Origin of the sequence: Murinocardiopsis flavida (assembly GCF_003014485.1) — a bacterium.
GTDB classification, from domain to species: domain Bacteria; phylum Actinomycetota; class Actinomycetes; order Streptosporangiales; family Streptosporangiaceae; genus Murinocardiopsis; species Murinocardiopsis flavida.
Genome location: NZ_PYGA01000010.1, coordinates 195,796 through 212,646, shown reverse-complemented (window position 1 = coordinate 212,646; position 16,851 = coordinate 195,796). Strand labels below are relative to the sequence as shown.

Annotated in this window: 14 protein-coding genes; 6 read left to right on the top strand and 8 right to left on the bottom strand. The window is 71.3% G+C overall.

The annotated features are described in order from the left end of the window. The first annotated feature begins 199 nt into the window (after positions 1 to 199). Positions 200 to 1,825 (top strand): long-chain fatty acid--CoA ligase, encoded by a 1,626-nt coding sequence (locus CLV63_RS15700; RefSeq protein WP_106583765.1) that lies wholly within the window; start codon positions 200 to 202, stop codon positions 1,823 to 1,825. Between the two features lie 160 nt (positions 1,826 to 1,985). On the opposite strand, the gene CLV63_RS15695 is transcribed toward CLV63_RS15700, so the two are convergent. From CLV63_RS15695 to CLV63_RS15685, 3 genes are all read right to left on the bottom strand, one after another. Then, a complete protein-coding gene (locus CLV63_RS15695) occupies positions 1,986 to 2,870 on the bottom strand; it encodes an SDR family oxidoreductase (RefSeq protein WP_106583764.1) in 885 nt (294 codons plus the stop codon). 223 nt (positions 2,871 to 3,093) lie between these two features. Further along, complete coding sequence (locus CLV63_RS15690) at positions 3,094 to 4,416, bottom strand: DUF418 domain-containing protein (RefSeq protein WP_106583763.1); 1,323 nt, start codon at positions 4,414 to 4,416, stop codon at positions 3,094 to 3,096. Positions 4,417 to 4,628: 212 nt separating this feature from the next. Then, positions 4,629 to 5,699 (bottom strand): polyprenyl synthetase family protein, encoded by a 1,071-nt coding sequence (locus CLV63_RS15685; protein ID WP_106583762.1) that lies wholly within the window; start codon positions 5,697 to 5,699, stop codon positions 4,629 to 4,631. Positions 5,700 to 5,838: 139 nt separating this feature from the next. On the opposite strand from CLV63_RS15685, the gene metF reads away from it, so the two are divergent. Beyond that, positions 5,839 to 6,792 carry a methylenetetrahydrofolate reductase [NAD(P)H] gene (gene metF, locus CLV63_RS15680; protein WP_106583761.1) on the top strand — a complete coding sequence of 318 codons (954 nt, stop codon included), beginning with the start codon at positions 5,839 to 5,841 and terminating at the stop codon, positions 6,790 to 6,792. Here the strand turns inward: metF and CLV63_RS15675 are convergent. Then, positions 6,710 to 7,333, bottom strand: a complete 624-nt coding sequence (locus CLV63_RS15675) for a GNAT family N-acetyltransferase (protein WP_245928845.1) — start codon at positions 7,331 to 7,333, stop codon at positions 6,710 to 6,712. The genes metF and CLV63_RS15675 overlap by 83 nt on opposite strands. Before the next feature lie 70 nt (positions 7,334 to 7,403). Next, positions 7,404 to 7,892: a YbaK/EbsC family protein gene (locus CLV63_RS15670; protein WP_106583760.1), complete on the bottom strand. Its 489-nt coding sequence runs from the start codon at positions 7,890 to 7,892 to the stop codon at positions 7,404 to 7,406. 756 nt (positions 7,893 to 8,648) lie between these two features. On the opposite strand from CLV63_RS15670, the gene CLV63_RS15665 reads away from it, so the two are divergent. Further along, the gene (locus CLV63_RS15665; protein ID WP_106583759.1) at positions 8,649 to 9,119 is read left to right on the top strand and encodes an SAV_6107 family HEPN domain-containing protein; all 471 of its coding nucleotides are present in this window, start codon (positions 8,649 to 8,651) and stop codon (positions 9,117 to 9,119) included. A gap of 1,409 nt (positions 9,120 to 10,528) precedes the next feature. After that, positions 10,529 to 10,756: a peptide deformylase gene (locus CLV63_RS15660; RefSeq protein ID WP_106583758.1), complete on the top strand. Its 228-nt coding sequence runs from the start codon at positions 10,529 to 10,531 to the stop codon at positions 10,754 to 10,756. Here CLV63_RS15660 and CLV63_RS15655 read toward each other — a convergent pair. Genes CLV63_RS15655 through amcB form a run of 3 tightly spaced genes read right to left on the bottom strand, consistent with a single transcriptional unit; the run spans position 10,700 to position 12,537 of the window. Then, complete coding sequence (locus CLV63_RS15655) at positions 10,700 to 11,251, bottom strand: pentapeptide repeat-containing protein (protein ID WP_106583757.1); 552 nt, start codon at positions 11,249 to 11,251, stop codon at positions 10,700 to 10,702. The two genes, CLV63_RS15660 and CLV63_RS15655, sit on opposite strands and share 57 nt — an antisense overlap. 8 nt (positions 11,252 to 11,259) lie before the next feature. Beyond that, positions 11,260 to 11,430 (bottom strand): multiple cyclophane-containing RiPP AmcA, encoded by a 171-nt coding sequence (amcA, locus tag CLV63_RS33575; protein ID WP_170134231.1) that lies wholly within the window; start codon positions 11,428 to 11,430, stop codon positions 11,260 to 11,262. After that, complete coding sequence (gene amcB, locus CLV63_RS15650; protein ID WP_106583756.1) at positions 11,431 to 12,537, bottom strand: cyclophane-forming radical SAM peptide maturase AmcB; 1,107 nt, start codon at positions 12,535 to 12,537, stop codon at positions 11,431 to 11,433. 256 nt (positions 12,538 to 12,793) lie between these two features. On the opposite strand from amcB, the gene CLV63_RS15645 reads away from it, so the two are divergent. Both CLV63_RS15645 and CLV63_RS15640 read left to right on the top strand, forming a co-directional pair. After that, positions 12,794 to 14,236, top strand: a complete 1,443-nt coding sequence (locus CLV63_RS15645) for a peptide deformylase (RefSeq protein ID WP_106583755.1) — start codon at positions 12,794 to 12,796, stop codon at positions 14,234 to 14,236. Positions 14,237 to 14,383: 147 nt separating this feature from the next. Next, a complete protein-coding gene (locus CLV63_RS15640) occupies positions 14,384 to 16,849 on the top strand; it encodes a fructose-specific PTS transporter subunit EIIC (protein WP_211301324.1) in 2,466 nt (821 codons plus the stop codon). The last annotated feature ends 2 nt before the right edge of the window (positions 16,850 to 16,851 follow it).

Here is a 16,851-nt window from a genome sequence, read left to right as displayed (position 1 = left end):
GGGCGCTGCGCCCGCGTCGATGCCGGTCGGGCATTGGACCGCCGAAGCATGTCCCGTCCGGGGTCCGCCCGGCCCGGCACCTCAACAGCATGTGGATCTCCGGCGTTCACATTGGGGGATCCGCTTCGCTGTACGGGGCGCGGTGCTTCCCTCTAGTCTGATGTGATCGACGTCACAACCAGGTAAGGGGCGAGGACACATGCGCAGCACCATGCAGGACGCACCGATGTCCATTGGTGATCTGGTCCGCTACGGCAGCACCGTCCACGGCGGCGAGGCCGTCACCACCTGGACCGGCGCGGAGCCGCGGCGCGTGAGCTTCCGCGACACGGGTCGGCGGGCCGCCCGCCTCGCCCACGCCCTGCGCGGTCTCGGGGTCGACGCCGACCAGCGCGTCGCGACGTTCCAGTGGAACAACCAGGAGCACCTGGAGGCGTACCTCGCCGTGCCCGCGATGGGCGCCGTGCTGCACACGCTCAACATCCGCCTCCCCGCCGACCAGATCGCATACATCGCCGGGCACGCCGAGGACCACGTCGTCATCGTCGACGCCTCGCTGCTGCCGCTGTTCGCGCCGCTGCTGCCCAGCCTGAGCACGGTGCGCCATGTCATCGTGGCGGGCGGCGACCCGGGCGGCCTCGCGGCCGAGGGCGTCGAGGTGCACCGCTACGACGCGCTGCTCGACGGGCAGCCCGACACCTTCGACTGGCCAGAAGTCGACGAGCGCGACGCCGCCGCCATGTGCTACACCTCCGGGACCACCGGCGACCCCAAGGGCGTCGTCTACAGCCACCGCTCGATCTGGCTGCACTCCATGCAGGTCATGACGACCGATGGCATGGGCATGACGCAGGGCGACCGCTGCCTCGCCGTCGTCCCGATGTTCCACGCGATGTCATGGGGGCTGCCGTATGCCGCGTTCATGGCGGGCGCCCCACTGATCATGCCCGACCGGTTCCTGCAACCCGCGCCGCTGGCGGAGATGATCGAGACGCTGCGCCCCTCCTTCGCCGCCGCCGTGCCCACCATCTGGCAGGGGCTGCTCCAAGAGCTCGACGCCAACCCGCGCGACGTGTCCTCGCTGCACCGGGTGGTCATCGGCGGCTCGGCCTGCCCGCCGTCGCTGATGCGGGCGTTCGAGGAGCGCCACGGGATCACCGTCCTGCACGCCTGGGGCATGACCGAGACCTCGCCGCTCGGCAGCGTCGCCCACGCACCCGCCGGCAGCACCGGCGACGACGCGTGGTCCCACCGCATCAGCCAGGGGCGGCTGCCCGTGTCGGTGCGGGGCCGGATCGTCGGCCCTGACGGCAAGGTCGCGCCCAACGACGGCGAGACCGTCGGCGAACTCCAGGTCCGCGGCCCCTGGGTCGCCCAGGCGTACTACCGCGACGCAGACCCCGAGCGGTTCGACAACGGCTGGCTGCGCACCGGCGACGTCGGCACGCTCAGCCCTGACGGCTACCTGCGGCTCACCGACCGCGCCAAGGACGTCATCAAGTCCGGCGGCGAGTGGATCTCCTCGGTCGCGCTGGAGAACAACGTCATGGCGCACCCCGCGGTTGCCGAAGCCGCCGTCGTGGCGGTCCCCGACGCCAAATGGGCCGAGCGCCCGCTGGTCGCCGTCGTCCTGAAGGAGGGCGCCACGGTCGAGCCCGCCGAACTCCGCGCGTTCCTCGCCGACACGATGGCCCGCTGGCAGATCCCCGAGCACTGGGCCTTCGTCGAGGAGGTGCCGAAGACCAGCGTCGGCAAGTTCGACAAGAAGCGCATCCGCGGCGCCCACGCCGACGGCAGCCTGAAGGCCGTCACCGTGCACGACTGAGCGGCGTCGCCGCGCCGGGCGGGCCGCCGGCCGCGGGCGTCCCGTTCCCATGCCCGGCGGGCCCTGTCGCCCCGGCAGTCGGCCCGCGCACCGGGGCGGCGGAGCCGGTGCGCCGTAGCCGCCGCTTCCCCGGTCCCTCCGAACGGCGGCGGCCGCCGCCTCAGACCGGCACGTGCGCGAAGGCACTGGGGTTCTTGCGCAGGAAGCCCTCGATGGACTGCGGCGGGTGGCCCGTGAGGTCCGACACCGTCTCGCTGACGACGTCGAGCTCCCCCGTCGCGATGGCGGCGTAGGAGCTCGCCCACCCCTCCAGCGCCCATTCGGGCGCCCCTGAGCGGCGGCGCGCGGCCAGTGCCTCCTCCCAGGTCTCGGGGATGTAGCGCAGCGTCTTCCCGGTGAGCCCCGAAAGCCGCTCCACCGTGCGCCCGAGGGTGACCGCTTCGGGCCCGGTGACGTCGTAGATCCGGCCGTCGTGCTCGCCGCCCCCGGTGAGCACGGCCGCGGCGACGTCGGCGATGTCGTCCCGCGCCACCCAGGCGACCGAGCCGTGCCCGGCGGGGCCCCGGAGCGCGCCGGTGCCGTCCAGCCACGACGGCATCAGGTCCAGGTACAGGCTGGGCCGCAGGAAGGTGTAGTCCGCGCCGGTGGCGCGGATGTAGGACTCGGTGTGGAAGTGGTCGCGGGCGAAGGTGAACGTGGCGTCCGGCGCGGCGGCGAGGAAGGACAGGTAGACGATCCGGGACACCCCCGCCGCGACCGCGGCGTCGATCGCGCTGATGTGCGCGGCGACCCGGTCCGGCGACTCGGGGGCCGAGACCAGGAACAGTGTGTCGACCCCCCGCGCGGCGCGGCCGAACGCCGCGGCGTCCTCATAGGACGCCATGGACGCGCTCGCACCCTGGAACTCGGGGGCGCGGTTGATGTCGCGCACGATGAGGTGCTGCGACGCCCTGGTCCGTGCGAGCCGGGTGGCGACCCTGCCGCCCACGGCCCCGGTGGCACCGGTGACGCCGATGATCTTCGTCTCTGCCTGATCGTCTCCCATGGGTCACCATCTTCGGCGCCCCTTCGGCGCGGCGCACTGACCGGCGCGCCGAAAGAGGGTGAAGCGCCAGGAAAACCGGTCAAATGCCGGTGTCCCGCCGGGCGTGTCCGGGCGGGTCGGCGGAAGGGGGATCGGGTCGCGGGTTCCGGTGGAACGGGGCCGGGCCGTGGGCCCCGGCGGGCGGGTCGGCGTCCGTGGCCCGCCGAGGTGGCCCCGGGCGGGGTCAGGACGGGGGAGTGGCGGCGCGGGTCGGCGTGCGGGTCGGCGTCCGGTAGGCCAGCCTGCGCAGCAGCACCTCGGCCGGGCCGCGCCTGCCGCGGATCTCCAGCGCGTAGGCCCCGGCCAGGGTGATCAGCCAGACGGCGACGGCGAAGGCCGCCATCTGCCAGCTGCCGAACCAGCCCCCCAGTCCCAGGCCCCACGCCGCCAGCAGCGGGGCGCAGAGCACCGATTGGGCGAGGTAGGCCGACATCGACCGCTTGCCCACAGCGGCGATGGCGGTGACGAGTGGCCCGTGCTCGGTGTTCCTGTGCCCGGTGTTCCCGTTCCCGGTGCTCCCGCGCGGGCCGGCGGCCGCGGCGCCGCGCCGGACGGTCAGCCAGTGCGCGATGAGCGCGAAAAGGGCCACGTAGCCCAGCCCGGCGAACAGCCCGCTCGCGATGTTCGGCAGACTGAACGCCCACGCCGCGGAGTCCGGCACGTCGAGGACCCCGACGTGGTACAGCGCGTAGGGCAGGCCGACCAGCCAGCCGATGAGGATCCCCCCGACGGCGGTCGTGCGCAGCAGGCGCAGGTGGCGGTGCGGCTGCTCCAGGATCTTGCGCCGCGCCGCCCAGAAGGCGAGGAGCACCGCGGCGGGAACCGTCAGCATCAGGAAGCCCTGCGCCACGAGCAGCAGCAGCCACACGCCGACGCGGGGGAGGAGTGTGGCGACGTAGTCGGGGTTGCTGATGTTCGCCCCCAACAGGTCGGCCTCCCCGCCGCTCTGGGGCGCGGCCCCCGCTGCGGCCATGCCGACGCCGCCCGCGACGCTCAGCAGCGACAGCACCACCAGGACGCCGACGAGCACCGCCGACCACACGAGCAGCGTGCGGTCCGTGCGGCGCACGAACAGCCAGCACATGACCAGGCCGACCGCGCCGTAGACGCCGATGATGTCACCCATCCACAGCAGCAGCGCGTGGCAGCCGCCGATCGCGATCATCCACCAGTGGCGGCGCTTGAGCAGCGCCCTCGCCGTGCCCTCCGGCACCCCGGCCCGCTGCTGCCGGTCGAGGAGCTGCACGATGCCGTAGCCGAACAGGAACGCGAACATCGGGTACACCCGCATGTCGACACCGGTGATGATGGCGAACTGGGTGATCCGGTCGAGGAGTGAGCCGTCAGCGGGGTGGACGCTGTCCGCGGTCCGGTTGGCGCCCCACAGGTACCAGCTGGTGTTGGCGAGCGCGATGAGCAGCAGCATGAAGCCGCGTGCGAGGTCGGGCGCCAGTGCGCGCTCACCCACAGCGGACGGGCCCCGTGTCGCTGTCGCGCTGTTCGCCATGCCCTGCCGCCCCCCGTAGCCGCACTCCGCCGGCCGGGTACGCCCGCCGGACCGTCACCCGTCCAGGATCCGGCAGGCGGCGGCGCTCCTCAATCGCCCGGCCGGACGAACGCCGGTCCTGCTTCCGGCGCGGCCGCCGTCGTCCCTCCGGCCGAGGACCCTATTACTTTCGTCGGGGGACGGCGGCTTTCGTCGGGGACGGCGGGGTGCCGTCAGCGCTCGCGCGCCGTTGCCGCGACGATGAGGTCGGCGAGCGCCGCGCGGGCCTCGGGGGCGATCGCGTCGGTGTCGAGGGCCGCAGAGGCGCGGGCGGTGTAGTCGTCGATCCGCTGCTCGCAGGCTGCCAGACCGCCGCTGGCGGTGATCAGCGCGCGCATCCAGTCCACGGACTCCGCCGACAGCGCGGGGTCGCCGAGGAGGGTGCGGAACCGGTCGGCGTCCCCGCTTCGGGCGCGGCTCAGCGTCTCGGCGACGACAAGGGTGCGCTTGCCCTCGCGCAGGTCGTCCCCTGCGGGCTTGCCGGTCTGCGCCGGGTCGCCGAACACGCCGAGGACGTCGTCGCGCAGCTGGAAGGCGACGCCGAGGGGTACGCCGTAGGCCGTGAACACCGGGGCCAGCTCGTCGTGGCGGCCGGCGAGAGCGGCGCCGAGGTGCAGCGGGCGTTCGACGGTGTACTTCGCCGACTTGTAGTGCATCACGCGCAGCGCGGCCTCGACGGTCTCACCGCCGCGCTCCTGCTCGATCATGTCCAGGTACTGCCCGGCCATGACCTCGGTGCGCATCATGTCGAACGGGCCGCGCCCGGCGCGCAGCGCCGCCTCGCCGAGCCCGCTCGCCGAGTACATCTCCTCGCACCAGGCCAGGCACAGGTCGCCGATGAGCACAGCGGCGCCCCGCCCGAACGCGGCGGGATCGCCGTCCCACCCGGACCGCTCGTGCAGCGCGGCGAGCCGCCGGTGGGTGGCGGGCCGGCCGCGGCGGGTGTCGCTGTTGTCGATGACGTCGTCGTGGATCAGCGCGCACGCCTGGAGGAACTCCAGCGCCGCCGCCGCAGTCCCGATCTCGGGGATCTCGGCGCCGCCCGCCCCGCGCCAGCCCCAGTAGCAGAACGCGGGCCGCAGCCGCTTGCCCCCGGCGAGCATGTGGTCGAGGGCGTCCATCACGGGGACGAGTTCCGGGCCGATCTCCGCCATGAGCTTGCGGCGGTGCTCCATGAACTCGGCGAGCGCGGCGTCCACAGCAGGGCGCACAGCAGACACGGGAGAAGGGTTCGCGGGGTTCATGACCGCAGGCTATCGCGCATGTGCGCCCGATTGCGGGCGGCCCGGCGGGCGCCTTGCGCGCGGGCGCTCCGGGGCCGCCGAGGGGCGTTCGCCCTGAGTACACGACCACGCCCGGGCCCGGTGGCCTATGGTTGAGACCATGCTCGGATCACCGACACGTCCCACGACCGCGCCCGCGACCCTGACCCGGCCGCGCAGCATTCGCGACCTCCTGCATACGGGCACCCCCACTTTCTCTTTCGAGTTCTTCCCTCCGAAAACCCCCGAAGGCCAGCGGAAACTCTGGCGGGTCATCCGCGAGATCGAGGCACTGCGGCCCGATTTCGTCTCCGTCACCTACGGCGCCGGCGGCGGCACCCGCGACCGCACGGTCGACATCACCGAGAACATGGCCACCGACACCACCCTGCTGCCGGTCGCGCACATCACCGCCGTCAACCACTCGGTGCGCGAACTGCGCCACCTCATCGGCCGGTTCGCCGGAGCGGGCGTCACCAACATGCTGGCGGTGCGCGGCGACCCTCCCGGCGACCCCATGGGCGAGTGGATCAAGCACCCCGAGGGCGTCGAGTACGCCGAGGACCTGGTGCGGCTCATCAAGGAGAGCGGCGACTTCAGCGTGGGCGTCGCCGCGTTCCCCTACAAGCACCCGCGGTCGGTCGACGTCGACTCCGACGTCGAGTACTTCGTGCGCAAGTGCCGCGCCGGCGCCGACTACGCCATCACCCAGATGTTCTTCGACGCCGATGAGTACCTGCGGTTGCGCGACCGGGTGGCGGCGCGTGGCTGCGACGTCCCCATCATCCCCGAGATCATGCCGGTCGTGAAGATCGCGACCGTGGAGATGTCCGAGAAGCTCTCGGGCGCGCCGTTCCCGCCGCGCCTGGCCGCGCAGTTCGAGCGCGTGGCCGACGACCCCGAGGCGGTGCGCCAGTTGGGCATCGAGCAGGCGTCCCGGCTCTGCGAGCGGCTGCTGGACGAAGGGGTGCCCGGCATCCACTTCATCACGTTCAACCAGTCCACGGCCACGCGCGAGATCTACCAGCAGGTGGCACCGGATCGGACCGCCGAAGCGGTAGGCGCGCGGCCATGATCGTGAACGGCTGGTCGGGGCTGCCGGGGAACGAGAACTCCGGCAGCACGGCGACGAACCCGGCCGACGTGTAGAGCCGGTGCGCCGGGGTGCGCCCGGTGCGGGTCGACAAGGCGGCGGTGCGCTCGGTGCGCGCCGCCGCGAGCCGTTCGAGGACGGCCCGGCCGACCCCGATCCCCTGCCAGCGCGGGTGGACGTGGACCTCGGCGATCTCGAACGAATCGGCGAACCAGGCCGACACAGCGGTGGGGTCGCGCCTCCGCAGCTCCTCGGTGACCACATCGTGCCACCACTGCCCGCCGTGGCCGTGGAACCCGTAGGCGAACCCCACGGCGGTGCCACCGGGGTCGGTGCCGCCGAGGGCGATGGCGGCGACCGCGTGGAACCGCGGCAGCGTGCTATGGCGCTCCATGACCGCGCGGCGGCCCTGCACCTGGTCGGCAGGGGGGTCCATGGCGGCCCGGTAGATCTCCATGAACGCGGGCACGGCATGGAGGAACGAGGGGGCGCTGAGGTCCCACAGTTCGATCCCGGTTCCGATGCCGGTGCTCACGCGGCCCCCAAGTCCATTGCCGGTGCGGGGCGGATCGCCCCTGCGGAGCGGATCCGACTCAGTCCACTCCGATCATGGCCGGTGTGCCCGATGTGATGCGGACCAGTTCGCCGAACGAGGTGGGGAACAGCGTGTGCGCGTGCCCGCCGGCGGCCCAGACCTCGGTGTGGTCGCGCAGCCACTCGTCGACCAGGGTTGGGACCGGGGCGGGGTGGCCCAGGGGAGCCACGCCGCCGATGGTCTGCCCGGTGTGCTCGCGGACGAAGTCCGGTGTCGCGCGGCGCACCTTCGCGGCGCCGAGCAGGGCGGCGACCTTACCGGTGTCGACCTTGTGGGCGCCGCTGGTGAGCACCAGCACGGGCCGCGGTTCGTCGGCATCGGGGTATTCGGCGGCGAAGACCAGGCTGTTGGCGATGGCGCCGACCGAGCACCCGACCTGGGCGGCCGCGATGGCGGCGGTCGGTGCGGCTTCGGGGAGTTCGCGGATCTCCGCTGCGACGCCCAACTCAGCGAGGCGGGCCGCCACCTTCTGGGTGTTCGGATGCATGCGGGCGATTCTATGTCCGGACACCAGGTGGGAGGGCCGGTAGAACGGCAGGAAGGACGGCGGGCGGCCGCCGGGCCCCTAGGGGCGGCCGGGGGCGGTAGGGACGGGGCGGGGCGCTGGGGAGTCCGCCGGCGGCCGGGGTCGTAGGGACGGTGGAGCGTCGGGCCGTTCACAGCTGGCCGACCGGGCGGAGGCGGCGCGGCGGTGGCGTGTTGGTAGTGGGGCGGCGGTGCCGCAGGAAGGTGCCTCAGGAAGGACGGGGCACAGGCCGTCCACCGGCGTCCGGGGAGTGGCGGCGCGGCGGTGGTGCCGCAGGAAGGACGAGGCGCGGGTTGTCCGCCGTCGCCCCCGGGAGAGGTGGCGCGGCGGTGCGGTGCCGCTGCAAGGACCCTGGGTCGCCGAGTTATCCCCAGCCGGGCGGGTGGAGGTGGCGCGGCGGCGGTGCCGCCGGTGATCCTGGACGGGTGCGGTGGTGGAACGCCGCACACCCGGGAGTCGCCACCGGCCTGCGCGCAGACCCCCGGGGCTTGACGTACAGGCGTTCGATGGGTTTTACTGAATCAAGTCGAACTGCTGTTCGACTTGCGACCGCGGATGCCCCTCCTAGGTCAGCCGGGCCGCTGCCCTCGCAGCGGCCCGGCACGGGGCCGTGGCCGGGCGGGGGAGGGGAAGCCCTTTTGCCCGGCCACGTCCTCCGCGGTCCCGACCAGGATGTCGGCCCCGCCCCGCGCGGGGATCATCCGGAGGTGGTCCACCATGGCGCAGAACCCACTCTTCTCCCCCGACGAAGCGCGCACCCGCCCGCGCAGGCGCGTCGCGCCCGCCACGTGGGCGGCACTCGATTCCGCGCATGCTCATCTCGCCGAAGCAGCGGCGGCCGCTACCGCCCCGCTGCGCTACTCCGCCGCCCACGTCGCCGCGCTGCGCGCCACTGCGGCGCTGCTCACCCACCGCGGTGCGATGCCGGTCCGCTCCGCCCGCGGCCGGCGCCCCCGCACCGCGTGGGATCTCCTCAGCGAGTCATCGCCCGAGTTCGCCGAATGGTCGGCGTTCTTCGCCGCAGGCGCCGCGAAACGCTCGGCGGCCGAGGCGGGCCTGCCGGGCGCCGTCACCCCGGCCGAGGCCGACGACCTCCTGCGCGACACCCGGGTGTTCACCGCCCTAATCGAGTCCACCATCGGCGAGGCCGACACCGGCTCCGGCCAGGCGCTGTCCAAGGCGAGCTGACAGACCGGGCAGGCGGGCAGGGCGGCTCGGTCCCACCCGCCTGCCCTCCCCTCGCGCAGTTCCCCGCGCACCCCCTGACGTCCCGCCCCGCTCGACGCCCGTATTGGCCGATGCCACTGAGGTTCTTCGGTACGACCGCCGGACACCGCAGCACTCATCGCGGCTCGCGAGATCCCCCGGGCGGCCGACTTCGCTTGTCCTTGTTGACGGCTCGGACCTTCTCCTCCCCGGAAGCGGCGCCTTCCGCGCGTCACGCGGTCAGGGTGATGTGTCGCGTCCCGGGCCGGTCCAGCCACAGGCGCTCGGACCCGTGGGTGACCGTCATCCCGAGGAACTCGCGGGACGGTTCGCCGAGGTCGGGCCCGCGTGAGCGTCCGTTCGAGGACGGTCCGTCTGCGGGGCGGCCTTCTCACCGAGCCACGTGCCGGTGGTCTGCGGGGAAGAGCAGCAACGACGGCGGCGAAGGGCCTGGCTCCGGTTGTATCGGTCGGGGGTGCGCTGGGGCCGGGGTGGGCGACGGGTGCGGCGATGGCCGGTGGTGGGTCGGGGTGCGCGATCGGCCACCTTTTCGCAGGGGGCCGGGGGCGTTGGGCCGCCGCGGAGCGGAAGCCCACACGAAAGACCAGGTCAGCAGCCCGGGGACGGCGCCCCACCACCTCGGGCGTCTCGCATCGTGAGAACTCGATGAGAGGGACAACCCAGACAGCACCCGAATGACGTCGGGATGGGCACCCCGCCACCCCGCAGGCCCGCCCCACCCGCAAAATCGGACACCACACCGCAATCCAGGCGCGTGAAGGCGGCCTCGCCCGATCACCCGTCCGCATGATGGACATGATCTTGGCGTGGAGCCCGAACCGGCACCCCTCTGCCGCGAACCACGCAACCAAAGGGGACATACGCCGCCAATCACCCTCCGTGGGTGGCGCTCTGCGCAGATAGCCGTGCTTTTCGCTGCACAGGGACGCGGGGAGGCGCGGGCAGCCCCGGGAAACACCCGCGGGTGGCCCCGGGAGGAACCCCGCACACGACCGCTTGCCCCGGCCCACCACCGGCCCTCGCCGCCCCGTCGCCCACCCCGGCCCCCGCGCATCCCGACCGACGCAACCGGGCCCCGACCCCTCGCCGCCTTTGGTGCTGCGGTGCCCCACCGCGCACCCGACCCGACCCCGCCGAGCCCAGACCCCCGCCCGCCGTCGCTGCTGCTTGTGACCACAGACCACCCGCACACGGTCCGGCCACAAGGCCGCCCAGCAGACGAACCGCCCCCCACCCTTGCCTCACACGCCCGGGCCGGAGCAACCGGACCCCAGCCCTTCGCCCGCCGTCGCTGCTGCTTGTTCCCCCAGGTCACCTGCATGCGGCTCAGCAACAAGGCCGCCCAGCAGCGGGGCCGGCAGTTCATGTGAGTGTGCCGAGTCAGAGGGCTGGTGCCGCGTGCGCGCCGTGTGGAGGTGGAGCACGCGGGGGTTGACGGCAGCGTGGTGATCACCGTGTTCACTGATGCTTTGGCGCGCCTGGTCGCTCATGAGATCGACCATCTGCACGGCGTCGTCTACACCGTGTCCGGTGGGTCGGACCTATCCGGTCTCAGCAACGGTGAGATTGAGGTCGCGCACCATTACCTCAATGAGTGAGCGGAGTTGGGATTCGGCGACGTTCGCGCCGCTGAGTGACGTGAGCCCGGAGAGCCCCGACAGGTCACTTCCCCGAATGTCGGTTCCGGTCATCGTCGTTGAGGTGATCTCGGCAGCCAAAGTGCAGTTGTCGAAGACGGCGTTCTTGAGATCACTGGTGGCAATTGCCGTTTCCCGGAACGAGCAGTCGATGAACGCGACATCCCCGGTCAACCGGACATTCTCCCACATGGCGTAATCGAACTGGCATCCCTGGAAGAGGACATCGGCCATGGTGACCCGTGTGAGAACGACGCCCATGAGTCGGGATCCGACAAAACGGCACCGGTTGAGTGTGACGTCGGTAAGCCGATGCGAGGACAAATCGACGTTGTGGAAGTCGGTGTTGGTGACCCGCTCTTGTTCCAATGGGGCTGGGAAGGGCCATGACGACACCGGCGGTTCGTCGTCGCTAGGCAGGAGCACCTTGACTCCGCGAACCTCGTGGGTGTCCATGGTCGTCCCTACTTCTTGTTCCAGTTGTCCCAGCTCGGCCGGTTGTCGAATCCGCCGCCGCTCCTGTTGTCCCAGGTGTCGCGGTTGTCGAACTTGCTCGCGGGTGCGGTGGTGATCCCCGTGAGTTCGATCAGTGCAGCAACGGCGGTCGACTGTTCCAGAGCTTCCAGTGTCAGCATTCAGACTCCCATGGTTTCGCTGAGTGCGCGGACAAGTTCCTGCTTGGTGTTGCGGCAGTAGGCGGTCTCGGAGGTGGTGAAGTCGCCCGTTTCGAAGTAGCGGTTGCCGGCTTGTCCTCCTTGGCAGAAAGTGAAGATGCCACACACGGCCTTGCAGTGGTCGACGCCACTGAGGAACTGGGCGACATAAGGCGCTTGCGATGCGCGGGCGACGATGGCGGGAAGTGGTTCACGGGTCACGTTGCCGATCACGAAGTCGTGGTGGGCGTCGTCCTTCACGCCGTAGAGCTCGGGTGAAAGAACGACAACGTCGCCGTTAGTGCCGATCGTTGGTATTGGGTCATGGGCCATATCGGTCCAGCGGGCCCTGCGTCCGGCGCGGACGTCGGCAAGGTATCCGAGTAGCCGTGTCGCTTCGCGTGCCCGCAGTGGGCTCCCTTCTGCGATGCGGTCGAACAGGCGCTTCCAGAAACGGCGTATGTGCTGCGGCCCGGCTGCCGGCCGATGGTCGTTGGCGCCTTCGAACTCCTCAATATTGAACCCGATGCTCGCGGCTCCGAGGTGTTCGAAGAAATCGAACAACGCGTCGGGGTCGGTGATGGTCTCAGGAGTTACGACGCAGATCGCGGAGAAGTCCAGCCCGTGGCTCTTCAGCGCCGCGACGCCGCGCATTACGCGGGAGAAGACCGGTGCGCCCGACCAGTCGGCGCGGTTGCGGTTTGCGATTTCCGGGCCATCAATGCTGACTCCGACATGGAAGTCATAGGACGTGAAGAGTTCGCACCACGCGTCATCGATAAGGGTTGCGTTGGTCTGCACATAGTGGCGAATGAGGCCTCGACGGCGTAGCGGCTCGAACACCTCAACAAGGGCATGGAAGTGGGCGCGCCGGGTGGTTAGCGGTTCTCCACCGTGCCAGACGATGTCAACCGCCTTCGTGGTGTCCTGGGCGGTGATGCCAGCGGCGGTGCAGGCGGCGACCTGTGTGGCCATCTCTTCGCGCGTCCTGCGGCTTTGGGGGCACAGGTAGCAGTATGAGCAATTGAGGTTGCACAAGGTCGTCGGTTGCAGAATGAGGGTTTGGGCGCGGCGGGAGAGGTGTGCCATGGCGTCATTTCCGTTCGAGTCCTAGCGTGCGCGCTTTCGCTCTCGGACCGCTTGCTGTGGCAATGGGTGAGCGGGCGTTCTCATCTGCGGGTTCCTCCATCCGGTCCGTGCATCTCCGTTCCTTCGCTTGTATTCGTCCGCACTTCGGCGGCTACCTCCCAGGGAACGACGGAACGACCGGGTGAGGACAGGATGAGCGGAGGTCAATCACGATTCACTCATGTGTTCATGTCGAGGGTGAGCGAGAATCGTCGGCATGGCCCCTCAAGACTTCCCCGCTGCGCTGGCTCGCTGGCGTACCCATCGTCGGATGACGAAGAAGGCGCTGGCCTCGCTGATGGGGTTCGACCCTTCGTATCTCAGCCACATTGAGTCGGGTCGGCACCCCGCCAGCGAGGACTTCGCCCGGCTGGCCGAACGTCAGCTCGCCGCGGGCGGGGAGCTATGGCGGAGCTGGACGCGGTCCACACCCATCCGTCAGCAGCCTGAAGGCCCAGCGGAACTGTTCGTCGACTCCGACCACGCCCGGCTCGTATATCGCGATGGCCGCTATAAGGCGCGGATGCGCCGCCGGATCGTCAATGGAGGCAGTGATCCTGTCAGCCGCTACTTGGTGCGGATTAGCGTGGATCGCTACCCAGGCCAGCCCGAGAGGTCCAATGAGCTGTACAGGTCTCACCCACTGACCTGGGAAGCGTTGAGTCTGACGGCCACGTGCGACGGCGATCCCATGCGTTGGGTCGCCAAACACGACCGAGACTCGTTCAAAGAGGTGTGGCTGTGCTTCGACAACGAGGAGTCGAGGTTCCCTTTGTATCCGGGGCAGAGCGCTGTACTGGAGTACTCCTATGCCGTGGGTGCCGAGCAGTGGGGCCAGTGGTTCCAGCGCGCGATCCGGCTCCCGACCAACGATGTCGGTGTCGAGCTGGCATTTCCCAGCGAGCTCGCCCCCGACGTATGGGGCACCGAGACCTCCACGACCGCCGAAGCGGTTCCCCTTCGCGACCCCATACAGCGCAGCGTCGATGGGGACGACGCCGTCTTCACCTGGTCGGCACACCGCCCGCACATCGGTGCCCGCTATCGGCTTGAATGGCGCTGGCGGGTCGGGCCCCCGGAGGCACCCCGTCCTGCGCTGCGTACCTCCAGTGACCGGATGCGTGCTTCGGGCATTGTCCAGGACGGGGATCCGATTCTGGCTCGCACGGCCGCGCGGTTCTCTCTTCCTGCTGAATCGGAATCGGCCATGGAGGTCGTGGACCGGATTCATCGGGCTATGCAACGGGTCCGCGAGCATCACGAGTTCGGCAAGGGGATGGGATTGGCCGCAACCCAGATCGGCATCGACAGGGCGGCGGCTGTTGTGCTGCCCCCCGACGCCGACGCCGCGCCGCTCGTCCTCCTCAACCCGCGAATCATCGGATCCTCGCAGGACACCGACGACCACTACGAGGGGTGCCTGTCGTTCTTCGACGTCAGAGGGCTGGTGCCCCGTTCGCGCCGTGTGGAGGTGGAGCACGCGGGGGTGGACGGCAGCGTGGTGATCACCGTGTTCACTGATGCTTTGGCGCGCCTGGTCGCTCATGAGATCGACCATCTGCACGGCGTCGTTTACACGGAGCGCATGAACCCTGGGGTCGTGCCGATTCCCGTCGAGGAGTATCGCGGCATCGGGTGGAGTTGGCGGTACGAGAAGTGAATGCCCGCTGATCCGAATATGCCGTGCTGCTTGGGCTGGTGGCGTTGACAACGTTGTCAGTTCTGGGCGATGGTCTATCGGGTAACCGATGCCCCTGCGGGCGGGGGGCACCAGCGGGGCGACCTCGACGAGGGAAGTGGTGGCCCGATGGCAACCCCCAGTACCCCTGATCCCGCAGCCGAGGGCCGTGCCCGGCCCTTGCGGCTGGTCGGCGTGACCGCTTGCCCGACTGGCATCGCGCACACCTACATGGCGGCCGAGAAGCTCGTGCAGACCGCCGCGCGCCTCGGCCACGAGATGCGCGTCGAGACCCAGGGCTCCATCGGGACCCGCGACACGCTCACCGACGCCGAGATCGCCGCCGCCGACGGCGTCATCATCGCCGCCGACACCGATATCGACCAGCGCCGGTTCGCGGGCAAGCCGCTCGTCGTCGCCAGCGTCGCCCAGGGCATCTCCGAGCCGGAGGCGCTGATCGCGCAGGCCGCCGCGCAGCGCGAGTCCGCCGGGCCCGCAGCGGGCGGTATCGCGGTGGACGGGTCACCTGCGGGTGGTGCCTCGGACGACGGGTCATCTGCGGGCGGTACCGCTGCGGGTCCGTCGGCCGGGTCGGGTGCGCAGGGCCCGTCGGACGTGGGCGGCGCGAGTGGCACCGGTAGCGCTGGTGGTCCGGGTAGCGCTGGTGGGCCGGGTGGCGCGGGTCGGTCAGGCGGACCGGGCGGACCAGGTGGCACTGGCGGACCGCGGGGTGCGGGTGGCTCCGGTGGGGCCGGCGGGGTGCTCACCGCCGCCGCGACCGCCAAGGGGCGGCGGCGCGGCAAGGGCTACACGGCGCTCATGACCGGGGTCTCCTACATGATCCCGTTCGTCGCGACCGGCGGGCTGCTCATCGCGGTGTCGCTGTCGCTGGGCGGCGAGCCGACCCCCGAAGGGCTCCAGATCCCCGAGGGTTCGGTCTGGGCGACCGTCAACACCATCGGCACGCTCGCGTTCATGTTCATGGTGCCGGTGCTGTCGGCCTACATCGCGTTCGCCATCGCCGACCGCCCCGGACTGGTGCCGGGCCTGCTCGGCGGCTACGTCGCGGCGAACGCCTCGCTGTACGGGGCGGGCAACGGCCCGCTGCTCTACGGCGACGGCGAGACCAGCGCCGGGTTCATCGGCGCCATCATCACCGGCTTCCTGGCCGGGTACGTGGCGCTGGCGATCGCGCGGCTGCCGGTGCCGAAGTTCGTCATGCCGATCATGCCCATCATCGTCATCCCGATCCTGAGCACGCTGGTCGTCGTGGGGCTGTTCATCGCCGTCCTCGGCGCCCCCATCGCGTGGGTGTTCAGCACGCTGACCGGTTTCCTCGGCGGCTTGCAGGGCGCCAGCGCCGCGCTGCTCGGCGTCATCATCGGGCTGATGATCGCGTTCGATATGGGCGGCCCGGTCAACAAGACGGCGTTCCTGTTCGGCGCCGGGCTCATCGGCGAGGGGAACGTCGCCGTCATGGGCATGGCCGCCGCGGCGATCGCGGTGCCCCCGCTGGGCATGGGCGCGGCGTCGCTGATCCGGCGGACCTGGTTCGCGAAGGAGGAGCAGGAGGCCGGGTACGCCGCCCTGTTCATGGGCTTCTTCGGCATCACCGAGGGCGCCATCCCGTTCGCCGCCGGGCGGCCCGGCAGCGTCATCCCGGCGAACATGGCCGGGGGCGCGGTCGCGGCGTGCATCGCCGCGGTGGCGGGGGTGGGCGACAGTGTGGCGCACGGCGGGCCGATAGTCGCCATCCTCGGCGCGGTGGACAACATCGCGATGTTCTTCGTCGCGGTGGTCGCGGGCAGCGCTGTCACCGCCGGTGTCGCGCTCGGCATCATCGGACTGGGGCGGCGCCGCGCGGGGGAGTCCGCGGCACCCGCCTCCGGAACCGGGCCCGGACTGGTTACCGCGGGTGCTCCCGTCGCCGGTGCTGGCACCGGCGGCGCGGCGGACAGGACTCCAGTCGCGCAGAGGACCGCGGGCGCCGCTTCGGCGCCGCCGGCCGCCGTTGCGGAGGCGCCGACCCCTCGCACCGCGGCGCCGCCGGCCGCCGCCACCGCAGAACCGCCGCCGGAGGCGGCCGGGCGTCCCGCTGATGATGCGGAGGACGGCGCGGGCGCCGCGCCGGAGCCGACCGAGCGCCCCATCGTCGAGTACTTGGACGCGGGCGGCATGACCGTCGACCTGGCGGCGTCGGAGCGCGACGCCGCGATCGAGGAGATGGCGGCGCTTGCGGCCGACGGCGGCCGGGTGCGCGACCGCGCGGCGCTGGTGCGGGCCCTGCACGAGCGCGAGGCCCAGATGCCCACCGCACTCGGTCCGGGCGTGGCGATCCCGCACGCCAAGTGCGATGCGGTGAGCGCGCCGGTGCTCGCGTTCGGCCGCTCGGCTGGCGGGATCGACTGGCCCGGGTCGGCCGGGGGACCGGTGCGGCTGGTGTTCCTCATCGCGGTGCCGGAGTCGATGGCGGGCGACGAGCACCTGCGGGTCCTCGCGGCGCTCGCGCGGCGGCTGGCCGACGACGACTACCGTGCGCGGCTCACCGCCGCCGGGGAATCCGAGTTGCGGGAGTTGCTGGCGCAGATCGGCTGAGT

Coding starts and splice junctions, on each gene's coding strand:
- CLV63_RS15700 (WP_106583765.1), top strand. CDS start 200: ATGCGCAGCACCATGCAGGACGCACCGATGTCCATTGGTGATCTGGTC.
- CLV63_RS15640 (WP_211301324.1), top strand. CDS start 14,384: ATGGCAACCCCCAGTACCCCTGATCCCGCAGCCGAGGGCCGTGCCCGG.
- CLV63_RS15645 (WP_106583755.1), top strand. CDS start 12,794: ATGGCCCCTCAAGACTTCCCCGCTGCGCTGGCTCGCTGGCGTACCCAT.
- CLV63_RS15685 (WP_106583762.1), bottom strand. CDS start 5,699: ATGAACCCCGCGAACCCTTCTCCCGTGTCTGCTGTGCGCCCTGCTGTG.
- CLV63_RS15690 (WP_106583763.1), bottom strand. CDS start 4,416: ATGGCGAACAGCGCGACAGCGACACGGGGCCCGTCCGCTGTGGGTGAG.
- amcB (WP_106583756.1), bottom strand. CDS start 12,537: ATGGCACACCTCTCCCGCCGCGCCCAAACCCTCATTCTGCAACCGACG.
- CLV63_RS15655 (WP_106583757.1), bottom strand. CDS start 11,251: ATGGACACCCACGAGGTTCGCGGAGTCAAGGTGCTCCTGCCTAGCGAC.
- CLV63_RS15665 (WP_106583759.1), top strand. CDS start 8,649: ATGGCGCAGAACCCACTCTTCTCCCCCGACGAAGCGCGCACCCGCCCG.
- amcA (WP_170134231.1), bottom strand. CDS start 11,430: ATGCTGACACTGGAAGCTCTGGAACAGTCGACCGCCGTTGCTGCACTG.
- CLV63_RS15670 (WP_106583760.1), bottom strand. CDS start 7,892: ATGCATCCGAACACCCAGAAGGTGGCGGCCCGCCTCGCTGAGTTGGGC.
- CLV63_RS15695 (WP_106583764.1), bottom strand. CDS start 2,870: ATGGGAGACGATCAGGCAGAGACGAAGATCATCGGCGTCACCGGTGCC.
- metF (WP_106583761.1), top strand. CDS start 5,839: ATGCTCGGATCACCGACACGTCCCACGACCGCGCCCGCGACCCTGACC.